This is a genomic window from Clostridium lacusfryxellense (genome assembly GCF_018861735.1).
GTDB classification, from domain to species: domain Bacteria; phylum Bacillota; class Clostridia; order Clostridiales; family Clostridiaceae; genus Clostridium_AD; species Clostridium_AD lacusfryxellense.
Genome location: NZ_JAHLEB010000084.1, coordinates 1 through 12,876 on the forward strand (window position 1 = coordinate 1; position 12,876 = coordinate 12,876).

Consider the following 12,876-nt stretch of genomic DNA (forward strand, 5'->3'; position numbering starts at 1 on the left):
ATTTTTGTAAATAAACACCTATTATTATGGTGAGTCTTTTAGAAATAATTACTGGTGACACAAGGGTTTAGTCGAAGACTCACCATAATGAAACTCTCTACATAATGCCTCAAATCATGGAACCTTATTTTAGGAAGGTTAAGTTCAGTACTGATTTTAGTCATCTGTCTTAGAAAGTTTCTAGAAATATAGTCAGGATCATAAGGTTCACCATTGTCCTTGCAGCAGACAAGATGCCACTCTTTATATTCGGATCCAAGTGAAGTGAGAAGGTTCTCTTGTCTTCTTTTCACTGACTTAAGTATGGGTATAGTGTAATCCAATAAAACTATTTTTCTTCTGCTTCTATCTGTCTTAGGAGGTACAAATTTATATGTATCATTTACTTGTTGTAATTGGGTTTCAATATAAATAACACCTTCATCAAGGTTAACATTTTTCCATGTTAAACCTAATATTTCACCTCTACGCATTCCAGTAGTTAATGCTAGTAACACAGGAAGGTATAGAGTAAGGTGTGATATCCGTTCTAAAAATATGTTGGTTTGCTCTAAATTAAATACAGCCATCTCAGCTTTGTTCTTTTTGGGACGTTGAACAGAGGTAGCAACATTTTTATTAAGCATCTGCCATTGTAAAGCATGTTTTAGTGAACTGTTTATAACCTCGTGGCATCGTAATGCTGTTGTACCTGAGAGTTTTAAATCATTTTGCATGTAGTTATATAGTGACTGTAAATCTAAAGGTCTTAATTTATCAAGCTTTATAGTTCCCAGCCTTGGAATTATATATGAATCCATAAGTTGCTTGTACGTTTTTATGGTTTTAGGAGCTAAGTTATTAACACAATACTCCATCAACCACTTGTTTAGGTAGTCTTTGTAAATCATATCCGAAGAAACAAAGTAGTCCCCCTTTTCAATTTTTACAATTAACTCATTTAGAGCCTTCTCAGCTTCTTTCTTAGTTTTATAACCGCCCTTTGACATCTGCTTACGTTTACCGTTATCATCTCTTCCAATGTCTAGAACTATGGTGTATGTCTTGCCTCTTTTAGTAATGTTACCTCTCATAGTCTAGCCTCCTACAATTTGAATTTTACATAAGTAACTTTGCCTAGTACTTCAATACAATCTTTATTTAAATTATCTCTAGTTAGTACAAACGGTTCAAACTTGCTATTATCTGAGGTAAGAACAACATAATCTTCTTTGATGAAAACTCTTCTTAAAGTAAGCACCTTATGCAATAAGACTAAGAATATTTTAGTATTCTCAAGCTTCTCTCCATACTTTATAGTTAGTATGTCACCTTTACTAATTTTGGAATTAATCATTGAATTATCAGGAGCGTAGTAGTAGAAGAAGGTAGCATACATTACATCGGCTTTATTTTCATAGCCGTATTTGAGAATATTGTTTTTATTAAATAGGTTCCTATCATTTGTCGTTATGTTTTTTAAAAATGGAATCATATGGACATCATCTAATGATTCATGAACACTATAATAATTAGAATCTTCTAACAAAGTATCTAATGTATCTTCCTCAATAAGTTCATCCAGTTCATCATTCTCTGTGGATAAAGTTTCAATATAACCTGCAGGTCTCATTAGGTCACGTAAGCTTATGTCGTTACGAGATGATGCTGCAATCTTAGTTAATATGTTCATAGAAGGTGGGGTTGATCTTTTAAGATTTATTAGTTCGGATATATAACTGCTGCTAACACCACACTGTAAAGCAAACTCATTAACGCCCCTCGTTCCCTTTGCTGTAATCAATACCTCTTGAAATGCTTCTTTATTAAACTCATTCATAGTTAATCCTCCTAATATATAATAAACAAAGTATAACACTAATTATAAATAATGAATAGATATTAATAATAATTATAAATATGTGTTTACTTTAGTGAATAGTTATTGTATAGTATAGATATAAACAAATGTTAAAGAATATTAATTGTTTTGCTCCTTGTATACGTACCGGTGTCAATCACGACATCTCTATAATAATAATTTTATGAGGTGATATATTTATGTCAAAGCTATTAACCGTACACGAGGTATCAAACCTATTACAAGTCCATTTTAACACTGTGTATGAACTTGTGAGGCAAAACAAAATTAAACATATAAGAATAGGGAAACAAATAAGAATTACTGAGAATGCATTCAATGAGTTTATTTCATGCATAAGTTAATTAACTATTTTAAGCAAGTGGTAGTAACTAATAATAATATTACATTATAAGAGGAGTGATTATTAATGATATTAAAGACTATGTTAGGCGAAATGAAAGAAATAAAATGCAATGAGATGGAAATAGATATTTTTTCTATATTTATGACTACAAGATTTGAAGATTATGTGGATATAGAAGATGAAAGGTATAGTACGATTAAAGAAGTTATATATGGTATCAAAAGGTATCTAAGGTCTCAAAAAGAGTATTTTAATGGATATGAGCTGTTGTTTGATATTAATGATATTTATGACTTATTGGATAACACGCTCACAGCTAGTATGAATGCTGCTGATTGTTAGGATATTTATATTATAAATAATAAGAAAGATGAGGACATACAATGAGTAAGTTAACTATAATTACAACAATGGGAAACCTTTAGTAGATAGTAGAGAGATGACATACTGGTAATGCTCTTATAATATAGTGAAGTTGTTGTAGGTTTTTTATAGTAAAAACATAATTCAAAGCTTGTATTGACAAGGCTTTGCATTATGTTTTAGGAGGAGAAAAGTAGAATTTGTTATGAGAAGAAGCGTACTGAACGGAGAAGATTAGAAAGACAGGAGGTAAGAAAGTGTGTAGGATGACATTCTTTTAATTACTTAGTAACGTCAATTCCGACATGGGTAGTCGAATGTAATGTTTGCGGTCTATAAAAGGTGATAGAGGTGGAGTTATCAATAGTTGAAGAAATATATAATATAGAATTTAACGAAAATTTAAGGAGAGAGACAAAATGAAGATGCGTTATGAACTAATAAATACTATGAATGAACAATTAGATTTTTATAGAAGCGCTTTCAGTAAAAATGATTTTACAAAGTTTATGGACCTACTAGGAGATGTAAATATTGGTCTGGTGGATCAAGCGAACACTATTCATAAAGGACTTATAGAAGATACATTAGTACGACAAAGAAAAAGATTAAAAAGGCTATTTAAAGATACAACTAATTTATCAAAGAATTTATATACGATAGTATCAATAAGTGATAGCGTAGAACAGCTACTTATGAGATTTAATGAATTTGTTTCAATAGAAGAGATTTGTAGAATATTTAATGTGAATGATGAACAATTGCTAAGAGGGGTAGAGGATTATATGATACATTATGAAAATGGGGACGAATATGATAAAGAAAAAAAGTATCATCATATGTTAGAGCATTTGATTTTCGATTATGGATTAGAAAATAAGAGTGAAAATGTGTTTTATATAGCTTTTCATATGTATGACGATATTTCAATGATGATGAATAAAAAGGTATCTAGTTTAACATAAAGATTAGTGTTCATAGCAGTGGAGTACACATTAATTAAAACAATAAATATCGGTAAGATTATATAAATGACAATTAGAGGAGAGATATAAAATGATTAATGAGTTATATATGAGTGAAGGTACAAGTATTAAAGTAGATCTTACCCAATTAATAGCAATTACTTTGTTTAAGGATAAGGTCATTGATTATTTAGAACGTGAAAAATCATTACTTAAAGACCATAAGAATTTTTTATATAATACTAATTATATGAATAGAATTTTAAATGATATTGTTAGCATAAGTAAGTTAGAGGAGTTTGGGTTTATTGGTGTGAAGGAGGATGATGGTGATATACCATTTTAAGTATATAGCGCACTAGTAATCTTCTTGTAATATGGTGAAGTTGTTATAGAGTCTCTATAATAGTCTCATAAGGCAAAGCTTGTATTTACAGGGCTTTGCCTTATATTTTAGGAGGGCAAATATAATTGTATATAGCATAAGGTAGGCTCTATTGTTATTATTAATTATAGGAATAATCTTTCTATTCTATTTCCGGTTTCAATGAATCTATCGATTCTATAACTTCTTCAACAGTTATTTCTTCGTAGCTATTATAGGTGCCCCTCAATGTACTTACTATACTATCAATGCATTCAGAGGTAACCTCTTGTTTAAGTTGCTCTATAGTAACGCCCGTAAACTGCCTGTACATTTCAAGTGTCATAGCTTTACCAAACTCTTTAAGAGTATGAGGCAAGTTATTAAAGTCTTTATCTATAGTAGGGTGTAAGCTCTTAATGTTGTAGTGGCTTAGCTCAATTTTCTTTGCCTTTATAACCTTCTTTACATCAATATCGATATTTGCTAAATCATCCAAAGACACATCAAATATCTTCGAAGTCTTGATAGCATCTTCAAATGAAATAGAGCTTCCATTCTCAATCTTAGATACTGTACCTCTCCTCTTATCCAGTAGATCTCCCAGCTCGTCTTGCTTATATCCCTTTGCAATTCTTAGCTTCTTAATATTCTCATTAATAAATGCCATACATTGGCCTCCTTTAGATTATCCTTATAGTTAATACTACTATCTCTACACATAACCAAACTTACGCATACCGTAAAGTCTTGTTTACAAGGCTTTACAACTTAATCGCTTTTGGACGTACATTGAAATTCACTCTATACTAGTATACTATTATAATATAACATATTACCCTATAAATCAACATAAACACAAGATAAGGAGTCTTACTAATGATAACTAATATAAACTATACTGATACCATCGTTGCCTATATTGACTACAAAGAGTCTACCACTGTTCTAGCAGGACGAGGATGGAGGAGAGAGCACCACAAGGATAAGTGTAAAAAACCATTAGAGAGCTGGTATCTTCATACTAACAATGTCTATCTACGTTACTACCCTAACTTCTATGGTAGGAGCCTCCTGTATGTAGACTTCAGCTTACCTAAAGTATATTACACCATTAATGATAACTGTCTTCATGTTGCTAACTTTGATTCGGACGTATTAGACTTAAGGCTCAAGGCTATCTTGGCTAATAATGTTGATATGACTCAACTGCCTCCCTCTTTCCTTAATTGGCAGGTATCACGATCAGACTTGTTTTACAATCATGAGGTCCCACAACAGTATACAAAGGACCACCTGAATGCTTACGAGCTTTTATATCTTCCAAGGCATAAGAAGCTTGAATATAAGAACACCCACTATCTAATGAGTAATCTTAAGAAGTATAGGTCTGCCTCTGTTGTTGTAAGGATCTATTATAAGGATTTAGAGATGTATGAGAAGGGAATTCTTACTAAAGATAATACATTGTTCTATCCTGCTGGAGTACATGAGGATGTAGAGAAGGCTATTGATATCAAAGATGACGGATCCCTATCGTACTCAGTCAATGGAGTCCGTTATAGCCGCATTAGAATTGAACTACAGCTCCGTAGAAGAAAGCTTATGTATGCTCTGAATAGTAAGTCTGTTACTGTTAGAGATGTATTTGATGAAGTCTTTCAAACATCAATGATTAATAAGTACTTTAGCACCTTAGGGTTAGATAGAGAGATTCTATCAGCTTATAACTTTAGGAACCACATATCCACCATGGGTTTCAGTACTAAGAAGAGAAAGCACATCATTGAATGTGCAAGGTTATTACGAAGTGGAAAGAGTCCCTATATCACAGGAACTCCTCTTAAAAAAGATGCTATATCAAGGCGAATGTTTAATGGTTATGTAAATCAATTGAAAGAAGATGATATACACGCCATCACAACCGGCTCTATTAATAACCTTATATCAATCAAACCACTATGTATAGGACAGCACCTAAGCCACTCTTAACATCTTATTACTAAGTATATTATATCAACAATATGCCTCAATATCAATGTTTTAAAGGTGTTTAAGGCTAATTTATAGGACTAGTAGGCTTGTACTCAACTCACATTGTTGGTTACAAGCCTTCGTCTTAGTCGGTATATATAATTACTCTTTATCCCCATAATGCTAGCCTATCTTTATGATTAATTATGCTACATTTTGTATCACACTGTTTTGAGACCCTCACCAAACACCATCTAAAGGCACTACTGAGGGAAAGACTACAATACCATTGATTTCAAAACCGCATAGGGGTTTTAAGCAAATTACTTGTATTACTACAAATGATTGTACTACTGCAAATGTTTATAGCGTTGTACTACAAATGATTGTGCTACTGCAAATATATATGCTACTACAAATGTTTATGCTACTACAAGCGTAGTACTACATAAACTCTATTTCTAGCTTAGTATTACTCTTAACCAATCGTCTTATCGTTGACTTGGGAGCATTATGGCAATAGATATAGTAGAAAGCCTCTATCAAACTTAGACCGCTTGATGAAGCTTACTAAATGCTTATAACCACTCCCTAATAATATATTTTTCATCAAAAAGCAAAGAACATACTTCTAGTAAAAGTATGTTCTTTGATCTGCGTTATTAAGCGATAATAACTTTATAGAAACCTCAACAGTTCCTATAGATTTAGTATACCACATTTCTTATATGATTAATTATTTATAGTGCCTTAACATATATAGTGCTACTACATTCTGTATTGCTACATTGCTTCATAAGATGCCTAGAGGTTAATGCTGTTGTATACATCAGTTATAACTTCCTTAGTAATACCAATATACCTAAGTGTTATGGCTTGGTTACTATGGTTTAACATCTTCTGTAGTGTTGGAAGTATCAGAGGGTTATCCTTAGCATTGTTCATGTATATGTGATAGGCCCATGTCTTACGGAGACTATGAGTGCCATAGTTACCTTTAACATTCAGCTCCCTAAGTGTCCCCTTAATAATCTTATGGGTTGCCTCCACAGTTAAGTGTCCTCCTCCTTTCTGACTTCTAAATAAGTAGTCCTCTAAGTTGTATTCTTTAATGCTAGAAAGATAATACTTAATTGCTCCCCTTGCAGCTATATTAAGTGTAAGGTCTCTACTCTTGCCTGTCTTCTGTTCCTTGATAAGAATTGAATCAACCACCTCTCCATTTTCAAGAACATCCTTTACCTTAAGTTCTAATAGATCCCCAGCCCTAAGACCAACATTAATCCCCACAACGAATATCATATAGTCCCTCTTGTTATCCTTTCCCTTTAGATACTGCTGAACCTTCTCAATATCCTTTAACTTCTTAATTGGTTCAACCTCCATAGGCTTTGGAATACCTCTTATGTTTAAATTGCTATTCATTTGGACCACCTCCCTATTTAGTTAAGTTATACACTATTACAAACGTTAGTTAGCATTATGTTTATGAATTCTAGGACTGCCTTGGCTTGAATAGCCTTGAAATCCATATACACCAGCACCTCACTTCATTTATACAAATGCCAACTAAAGTCCTTTGTTGGCATTATGCTACCCTATACTATCCTTGTAATCAATGACAGTACACTTAAATCTTATAACATTGTAATATTAGCATGACAGCATACACAACCTATATTTAATAACTTCACTCATGAATTCAGTTAGAGTATCACCACCTCCTCCTATAGATTAGAATTACAACCCCCCCTTATCCCGTTAGGGATTAGCTTAGCTATATATTTCGTCATCAATCCTAATAATGACTAATATACCTTAAAGGCCGGGCTCCTTAAACTACTTACCTGTTGTTATAACTCTTACCTCAAGACATTGACTCTCAATCTTTAGTCCAAGATCCTTAACTTCATCATAAATCTTAGTTAACATCTCAAGTACTTCCATGTTAGGGTTGTCCAGTTTCTCTTCAATACTTTGAATGGTAGTTGCAACAACCTTCTCTTGCCTCTCATTGTATATTTGACTTAGTATGTTAGAAAAGAACTTAGAGGACTCAATAAGCATAGTTCTAAATTCACTTCGTTTGAATATCAATTCTTGCCTTCCTATATCAGTAATGTCATAGAACTTCATAGAATTAGTAGTCTTAACATTATTAATGTATCCTGCTTTCACCATATCATCTAAGAGAGGATAGTAAGTACCATGTGAAGGCTTCCAAATATCAGTACTACCAGCCCTTTCGATCTCTGTTAACATCTCTTTGCCATATAGAGGTTCATCACTCTTGTCTAGTAAAAACAGAGTATATATCAGTAGAAGATTTGAACTAGACATCTTAGTAGGGAACAACTTATTATACTTAGCTTTGTAGTCATGGTCAGTGTCTATCTTTACAATCTTATACCTCCCTTTTAAACTTAACCGCTTACTTGTTCTTTTTTTATTGTTCATAATATAATGACCTCCTTCTATAATCAAGCAGTTTAAGGTCCTACTTAGGACCACTAGAAATAGACTATCCCATTAAGGAATAGCCTACAGCTATAACAGTATTCATACTAATAGATTAGTGCCTTAAAAAGATATCCCATTTGCCCTGTTAAGGGCCTTTACTTAATAAGTCTAGGATTGATAGTATTAGTTATTGATATATGTCTTATGTGTTGTAGCAATTCAGCTAATGCCGAACTCTTAAATCTCTTTGCTGAAGGTGTTTTCGTTTTGACACCCCATTATCTCGATTATATCTAAGGGGTGGATACCTCCCCCTTACAATGCGTTGAAACCGTATCGTTTGGGTATTGTATGCTATGTGTCTACTACATAATCTTTCTAGTCTAACTTAAGCCATCCCATATTGCCAGGCTCGTGGTTATCTTAAAACCCTAGAGGATATTAGTTATAGACACATTCTTTATTTAGTCCTAGTTGGCTAGAAAGGAAAAGAAAAATCCCCCTTGCCCTGCTAAGGGCTCTTTACCTATCAAGACAACGATAACCTAAATATCTGATGGAGAAACACCATAGAGGTAGCAGTATCAGTAACTATACCAAAGGCATACAACTAGTACTATTGTTCCTATTAGCTGTCCTCTTGTATTTTCAACACTATGATTTAAGGGTTCACACGTTATTAGTTATAGATGCATTCTTAATCCAGGTTTAGTTTCCTAAGAAGTAATAAAGAGAGAGTGCCACAGCACAAAGATAATAGCCCCCAAAGTCACTGGTAGAAGGACTGTACAACATATAATGAAATACTATATCTATGTATCATCCTCTAGGTATAACAGCTTTCACTATTAGCTGAACGTTACGTTTTGTAAGGTTCACAGAACCCTTTAATGGTAGTCTACAAATTGTTTTCAGTCATTCTTGTTCTCTATAACTATAGGTAGTTCCATCGTTAGCTATAACCTTTAATGCTCTGTCACATGAAATGAAGTATAACAATTCAAGGCAAGTGGTTTCAAGGCTCTACAGCAAAGCGATACGTTCTTTATCCAGGTGTAGTTGACTTGGAAGTAATAAAGAGAGAGTGCCACAGCACAAGGAGAATAGTCCTTCAGTCACTGGTTTCAGGACATACACCATAGGATTAATGCCATATATGTAGCTGTATCAGCAGATGTACCGAAGGATTACAATAGAGCTATTTCTTATAGATATGTTCCCATATTAGAGCACAGCAGTTCCCCTTTTATAGATATACCTATATCAGAGTGCCTATTGCATAATTTAAGCTACTCAAACAATTATAGGAGCAATCTATCTCCGACCTCTTTAACTTTCTTCTCTCACAAGAGGGGTGGGGCATGAAACTAAAGAATAGTATTTATTATATATAACCTGGTACTTGGAGAAGTTATATACTATTTTTACGTGTAACTCAAGTTAATCAAAGTAGGTAGCTTTAGGCTGTTACGTTACTAATCTTCCCCTGCTTTTTTAAGGAGTTTATATTTAAGAATAAGCGTATCGTTAGACATGATTAAAGGTCTTGCGAGAAATTCTTCGTTAGTTTCTTGTGCGATGATAGGTATTCACCAGTCTTTCTTATCTGAGGTGGCACTTCATCGAATACCCGTCTCTTAAACTTTACAGCTGTAGGTAATTTTGATTTAACTATTAATCTGTAGATGTCACCTTCAGATAGAACATTCATATCTACAATTTGAGTAGACTCGGTTCCATCTATCTTTATTCCAGTTATTACCCATGGGTGGGTGTTTCACCCACCCATTGCAATGCCTTGATAGAGCACTGTTAACGTCTTTATAGCCTAGTGCCTTTGCTTTATCAATTCCAACTGCATAATCTTTATCATCTATCTTTATCCATCTTATATCACCAAACTCAGGGTTATTAAATACTTGTAGATTCATTATATCTGCATCAGTTTCTTCTGGAATTATAGGTATGTATCCACCAGGGTTCATTATTTAAGGAAGCACCTCTGATACTATCCACTTTCTAAAAGTTTTAACTTTGTCAGTCTTAGCTTCTAGCATAAAATTATATAGCATTTCTTCGGTTAGATTAGGTGTTGACACCGTGTACACACCCTTCAATCCCATCATTTGTAATAACTTTATCTATTATTGATTTATCCACCAGTCTTTCTTATCTTAGGAAGAACTTCTGATACTACCCATTTTCTAAAAGGTTTAACTTTATTAGTTTTTATTTCTAACATTAAATCATATAGCATTTCTTCAGTTAGATATTGTTGTCCATTGCGGACAATCATTGATATGCCAGCACTTTTAATGTTTTCATCAACTCTTTCTTTTCTAACATATGACTTTCATTTTGCTGTTTTAACTTGACCTAACGCCATATCTGTAGAATACAATTCAAATAGCGGATCTCCGTTCTCACCGACTATGATACTAACTTCCTGTTCTTCAAACTTCATTAAGTTATTCATCATCCTTTGCCGCCCTAAGTACATAAGTAGTTCCATCGTTTGCTATAAGCTTTAATGATCTATCACATTTGACTTTCTTAATCCATACTGTTCTTAACACACGAAGGGTACCTTGCTCAGTTATAGCTGGATAATAGCTCTGGAGTCACCTGTATCCATACTGGTACGGTTGCACCGTTTGAATTTGTTACCATTTTATCTTCTAGTTTAAGTAGCAGCTTTCTAACGACCAAGCCTTACCAACTCCCTTATTACAAGAGGGGTGGGGCATGAAACTAAAGAATAGTACTTAATATGTATTACCTGGTACCGAGAGAAATTATGTGTGGTTTTTATTGGTGTATAGTTTTTTTAGGAACACTTATAAGAGATATTAGTGTGGTATATAATATCAATATAAAAACTAGCGTTCTGTAATTGAAGTGTTAGTATAATAAAGAGTGTGATTATTACATAAGTACGTTAATTTTTAATATATATAAATAGTTTTCTATCTAATTTTGGAGGTATCCTATATACTTCAGCAAGGAAAGCAATTAGATTGTTATTAGTAGAGGGAGAGTTACAAAATAGTCATAAGTAGCATATATATAACGTGATGGTAAGGTTAAGAAAGAATCAAAACACGAAAAGTATGTACAACATAGAAATATGGGTAGTATAAAGGCAGAGTGTCTGGTGCTAAGATTATTTATATATAAAAATTATAACAAAGAGAATATATAATGGTTAGTATTAGTATAATGGGTAATAATCAATAGTGAAGAGCGATGAAACAGAGTAACATAAACTAAAGTGCAAACTAAGGTAAAATAAAGTTAAGTGTTGTAAATAGGACATATCAAGTATATAATTAGGGATAATAGAACTTGTCCCTAATTAGCATCTAATATTTTTTGAGGTGGTGATTAAATGGGTACAGTAATTAATTTCAAGGGATACACGGGGGAAATTGATATGATAAATATAAACAATATTGCTAATTATCTTTTAAATAAAGAAAGTATGTCTAATAAAAAACTACAGAAAATATGTTATTATGCTTATGCATGGTATTTAACTATGTATGATGATTACTTATTTACAGATGGAGGATTCGAAGCCTGGGTGCATGGTCCGGTAAATAGGGAGTTATATGACAGATTTAAGGGGTATGGATGGCAAAATATACCTAAAAATGAAAACAAAGAAAATTTATCATCTGAAATAGAAGAGTTCGTGGGCATGATTTATGATAACTTTTATATGCATACGGCTGATGAATTGGAAGCTATGACACATGCTGAAAGACCGTGGATTGATGCACGAAAAGGCCTAGGGAAAAATGAAACTAGTGTCAATAGGATTGATGATAATGTAATTAAGGCCTTTTATAGATCGTTATCAGAGGGTGCTCAAGTTGAGTAAACTTCCTAAAACAAAGGTAAACAGTTCAATAATTAAAAAATCAGTACCTAAAACAAAAACTCAAATTAATAAGGCCGTATTTTCATTTCAACAGTTTAGATGCCAGTCCATAAAGTGTAAAGAATTTAATAATATGTTTAAAAATTTATGGGAATATGGTGCATGGTCTTTGGTACTGTTAGATAGATTAAGTAACTACTCTACAATGGAAATTGCAGAGTTAAAGGGTGGAGGAGACGGTACAAGGTGTCATCCTGTACATGATGAAGCGTTAGAGAGATTAGTTACAGTATTGAAAACAATGGGTATTGTGTGTGATGAGCAATTTAATGAGGATGGGTTATGGGAATTATCATTAGGTGCTGCGAGTGGAAGAGTATTTGGATATTTTGTAGATAATATTTTTTATACATTACTTTTTGACCCACATCACTTGATTTATCCCAACACCAGATATGAGTCTCAGCATGATTTGTTGTATAGAAATTATGACCCATGGAGTGAGATTGCAAACTAAATTATATATAATAGGTTACACTAAGCATCTACTATGATATGATACCTCTAAAGTAGACAGTTTAAATATAAAAACTGATACTTTGGAGGTATTTTTAATGTCAAAACCTAAATGTCCTGCTGAACAAAAATTACAAGCTGTCG

General features: G+C 33.0%; 17 protein-coding genes. 7 read left to right on the forward strand and 10 right to left on the reverse strand.

What is annotated here, in order from left to right:
- Window positions 1-38 precede the first annotated feature (38 nt).
- Together KPL55_RS24200 and KPL55_RS24205 are read right to left on the reverse strand one after the other, a co-directional pair.
- The gene (locus KPL55_RS24200; RefSeq protein WP_216309326.1) at window positions 39-1,073 is read right to left on the reverse strand and encodes a site-specific integrase; all 1,035 of its coding nucleotides are present in this window, start codon (window positions 1,071-1,073) and stop codon (window positions 39-41) included.
- An 11-nt stretch (window positions 1,074-1,084) separates the two neighbouring features.
- Window positions 1,085-1,819 (reverse strand): LexA family protein, encoded by a 735-nt coding sequence (locus KPL55_RS24205; RefSeq protein WP_216309327.1) that lies wholly within the window; start codon window positions 1,817-1,819, stop codon window positions 1,085-1,087.
- Window positions 1,820-2,040: 221 nt separating this feature from the next.
- On the opposite strand from KPL55_RS24205, the gene KPL55_RS26870 reads away from it, so the two are divergent.
- The 4 genes from KPL55_RS26870 to KPL55_RS24225 all read left to right on the forward strand — a co-directional run bounded on the left by KPL55_RS26870 (window position 2,041) and on the right by KPL55_RS24225 (window position 3,881).
- A complete protein-coding gene (locus tag KPL55_RS26870) occupies window positions 2,041-2,205 on the forward strand; it encodes a helix-turn-helix domain-containing protein (protein ID WP_216309328.1) in 165 nt (54 codons plus the stop codon).
- Window positions 2,206-2,270: 65 nt separating this feature from the next.
- The gene (locus tag KPL55_RS24215; RefSeq protein ID WP_216309329.1) at window positions 2,271-2,549 is read left to right on the forward strand and encodes a hypothetical protein; all 279 of its coding nucleotides are present in this window, start codon (window positions 2,271-2,273) and stop codon (window positions 2,547-2,549) included.
- A 440-nt stretch (window positions 2,550-2,989) separates the two neighbouring features.
- Window positions 2,990-3,535, forward strand: coding sequence for a hypothetical protein (locus KPL55_RS24220; RefSeq protein WP_216309330.1), 546 nt, complete (start codon window positions 2,990-2,992; stop codon window positions 3,533-3,535).
- A gap of 91 nt (window positions 3,536-3,626) precedes the next feature.
- Complete coding sequence (locus KPL55_RS24225; RefSeq protein WP_216309331.1) at window positions 3,627-3,881, forward strand: hypothetical protein; 255 nt, start codon at window positions 3,627-3,629, stop codon at window positions 3,879-3,881.
- A 181-nt stretch (window positions 3,882-4,062) separates the two neighbouring features.
- On the opposite strand, the gene KPL55_RS24230 is transcribed toward KPL55_RS24225, so the two are convergent.
- Entirely contained in the window at window positions 4,063-4,569 is a 507-nt protein-coding gene (locus KPL55_RS24230) for a helix-turn-helix transcriptional regulator (protein WP_216309332.1), read from the reverse strand.
- Window positions 4,570-5,264: 695 nt separating this feature from the next.
- Between KPL55_RS24230 and KPL55_RS24235 the strand changes: the two genes are divergently transcribed.
- Window positions 5,265-5,891: a hypothetical protein gene (locus KPL55_RS24235; protein WP_216309333.1), complete on the forward strand. Its 627-nt coding sequence runs from the start codon at window positions 5,265-5,267 to the stop codon at window positions 5,889-5,891.
- Between the two features lie 786 nt (window positions 5,892-6,677).
- On the opposite strand, the gene KPL55_RS24240 is transcribed toward KPL55_RS24235, so the two are convergent.
- The 7 genes from KPL55_RS24240 to KPL55_RS26480 form a co-directional block, all read right to left on the reverse strand.
- Window positions 6,678-7,298: a tyrosine-type recombinase/integrase gene (locus tag KPL55_RS24240; RefSeq protein WP_216309334.1), complete on the reverse strand. Its 621-nt coding sequence runs from the start codon at window positions 7,296-7,298 to the stop codon at window positions 6,678-6,680.
- Window positions 7,299-7,712: 414 nt separating this feature from the next.
- The gene (locus KPL55_RS24245; RefSeq protein ID WP_216309335.1) at window positions 7,713-8,330 is read right to left on the reverse strand and encodes a PadR family transcriptional regulator; all 618 of its coding nucleotides are present in this window, start codon (window positions 8,328-8,330) and stop codon (window positions 7,713-7,715) included.
- A gap of 1,540 nt (window positions 8,331-9,870) precedes the next feature.
- Window positions 9,871-10,044, reverse strand: coding sequence for a BRO-N domain-containing protein (locus KPL55_RS24250; RefSeq protein WP_216309336.1), 174 nt, complete (start codon window positions 10,042-10,044; stop codon window positions 9,871-9,873).
- Window positions 10,028-10,318, reverse strand: coding sequence for a BRO-N domain-containing protein (locus KPL55_RS24255; RefSeq protein ID WP_216309337.1), 291 nt, complete (start codon window positions 10,316-10,318; stop codon window positions 10,028-10,030). The genes KPL55_RS24250 and KPL55_RS24255 overlap by 17 nt, the downstream gene beginning before the upstream one ends.
- Window positions 10,319-10,321: 3 nt before the next feature.
- Window positions 10,322-10,459, reverse strand: coding sequence for a BRO-N domain-containing protein (locus tag KPL55_RS24260; protein WP_216309338.1), 138 nt, complete (start codon window positions 10,457-10,459; stop codon window positions 10,322-10,324).
- A gap of 26 nt (window positions 10,460-10,485) precedes the next feature.
- Entirely contained in the window at window positions 10,486-10,629 is a 144-nt protein-coding gene (locus KPL55_RS24265; protein WP_216309339.1) for a BRO family protein, read from the reverse strand.
- A 57-nt stretch (window positions 10,630-10,686) separates the two neighbouring features.
- Window positions 10,687-10,812 carry a hypothetical protein gene (locus KPL55_RS26480; RefSeq protein WP_281418911.1) on the reverse strand — a complete coding sequence of 42 codons (126 nt, stop codon included), beginning with the start codon at window positions 10,810-10,812 and terminating at the stop codon, window positions 10,687-10,689.
- Between the two features lie 909 nt (window positions 10,813-11,721).
- Between KPL55_RS26480 and KPL55_RS24270 the strand changes: the two genes are divergently transcribed.
- Both KPL55_RS24270 and KPL55_RS24275 read left to right on the forward strand, forming a co-directional pair.
- Window positions 11,722-12,216, forward strand: a complete 495-nt coding sequence (locus KPL55_RS24270) for a Panacea domain-containing protein (RefSeq protein WP_216309340.1) — start codon at window positions 11,722-11,724, stop codon at window positions 12,214-12,216.
- A complete protein-coding gene (locus tag KPL55_RS24275) occupies window positions 12,209-12,733 on the forward strand; it encodes a UU032 domain-containing protein (RefSeq protein ID WP_216309341.1) in 525 nt (174 codons plus the stop codon). Before KPL55_RS24270 ends, KPL55_RS24275 begins: the two co-directional genes overlap by 8 nt.
- The last annotated feature ends 143 nt before the right edge of the window (window positions 12,734-12,876 follow it).

Excerpts from the sequence above, each read along its gene's own strand:
- KPL55_RS24265 (WP_216309339.1), bottom strand. The coding sequence starts at position 10,629 with ATGATTGTCCGCAATGGACAACAATATCTAACTGAAGAAATGCTATAT.
- KPL55_RS24240 (WP_216309334.1), bottom strand. The coding sequence starts at position 7,298 with ATGAATAGCAATTTAAACATAAGAGGTATTCCAAAGCCTATGGAGGTT.
- KPL55_RS24200 (WP_216309326.1), bottom strand. The coding sequence starts at position 1,073 with ATGAGAGGTAACATTACTAAAAGAGGCAAGACATACACCATAGTTCTA.
- KPL55_RS24225 (WP_216309331.1), top strand. The coding sequence starts at position 3,627 with ATGATTAATGAGTTATATATGAGTGAAGGTACAAGTATTAAAGTAGAT.
- KPL55_RS26480 (WP_281418911.1), bottom strand. The coding sequence starts at position 10,812 with ATGATGAATAACTTAATGAAGTTTGAAGAACAGGAAGTTAGTATCATA.
- KPL55_RS24270 (WP_216309340.1), top strand. The coding sequence starts at position 11,722 with ATGGGTACAGTAATTAATTTCAAGGGATACACGGGGGAAATTGATATG.
- KPL55_RS24250 (WP_216309336.1), bottom strand. The coding sequence starts at position 10,044 with ATGAATGTTCTATCTGAAGGTGACATCTACAGATTAATAGTTAAATCA.
- KPL55_RS24260 (WP_216309338.1), bottom strand. The coding sequence starts at position 10,459 with ATGATGGGATTGAAGGGTGTGTACACGGTGTCAACACCTAATCTAACC.
- KPL55_RS24205 (WP_216309327.1), bottom strand. The coding sequence starts at position 1,819 with ATGAATGAGTTTAATAAAGAAGCATTTCAAGAGGTATTGATTACAGCA.
- KPL55_RS26870 (WP_216309328.1), top strand. The coding sequence starts at position 2,041 with ATGTCAAAGCTATTAACCGTACACGAGGTATCAAACCTATTACAAGTC.
- KPL55_RS24235 (WP_216309333.1), top strand. The coding sequence starts at position 5,265 with ATGAGTAATCTTAAGAAGTATAGGTCTGCCTCTGTTGTTGTAAGGATC.
- KPL55_RS24245 (WP_216309335.1), bottom strand. The coding sequence starts at position 8,330 with ATGAACAATAAAAAAAGAACAAGTAAGCGGTTAAGTTTAAAAGGGAGG.
- KPL55_RS24230 (WP_216309332.1), bottom strand. The coding sequence starts at position 4,569 with ATGGCATTTATTAATGAGAATATTAAGAAGCTAAGAATTGCAAAGGGA.
- KPL55_RS24255 (WP_216309337.1), bottom strand. The coding sequence starts at position 10,318 with ATGAACCCTGGTGGATACATACCTATAATTCCAGAAGAAACTGATGCA.
- KPL55_RS24220 (WP_216309330.1), top strand. The coding sequence starts at position 2,990 with ATGAAGATGCGTTATGAACTAATAAATACTATGAATGAACAATTAGAT.
- KPL55_RS24215 (WP_216309329.1), top strand. The coding sequence starts at position 2,271 with ATGATATTAAAGACTATGTTAGGCGAAATGAAAGAAATAAAATGCAAT.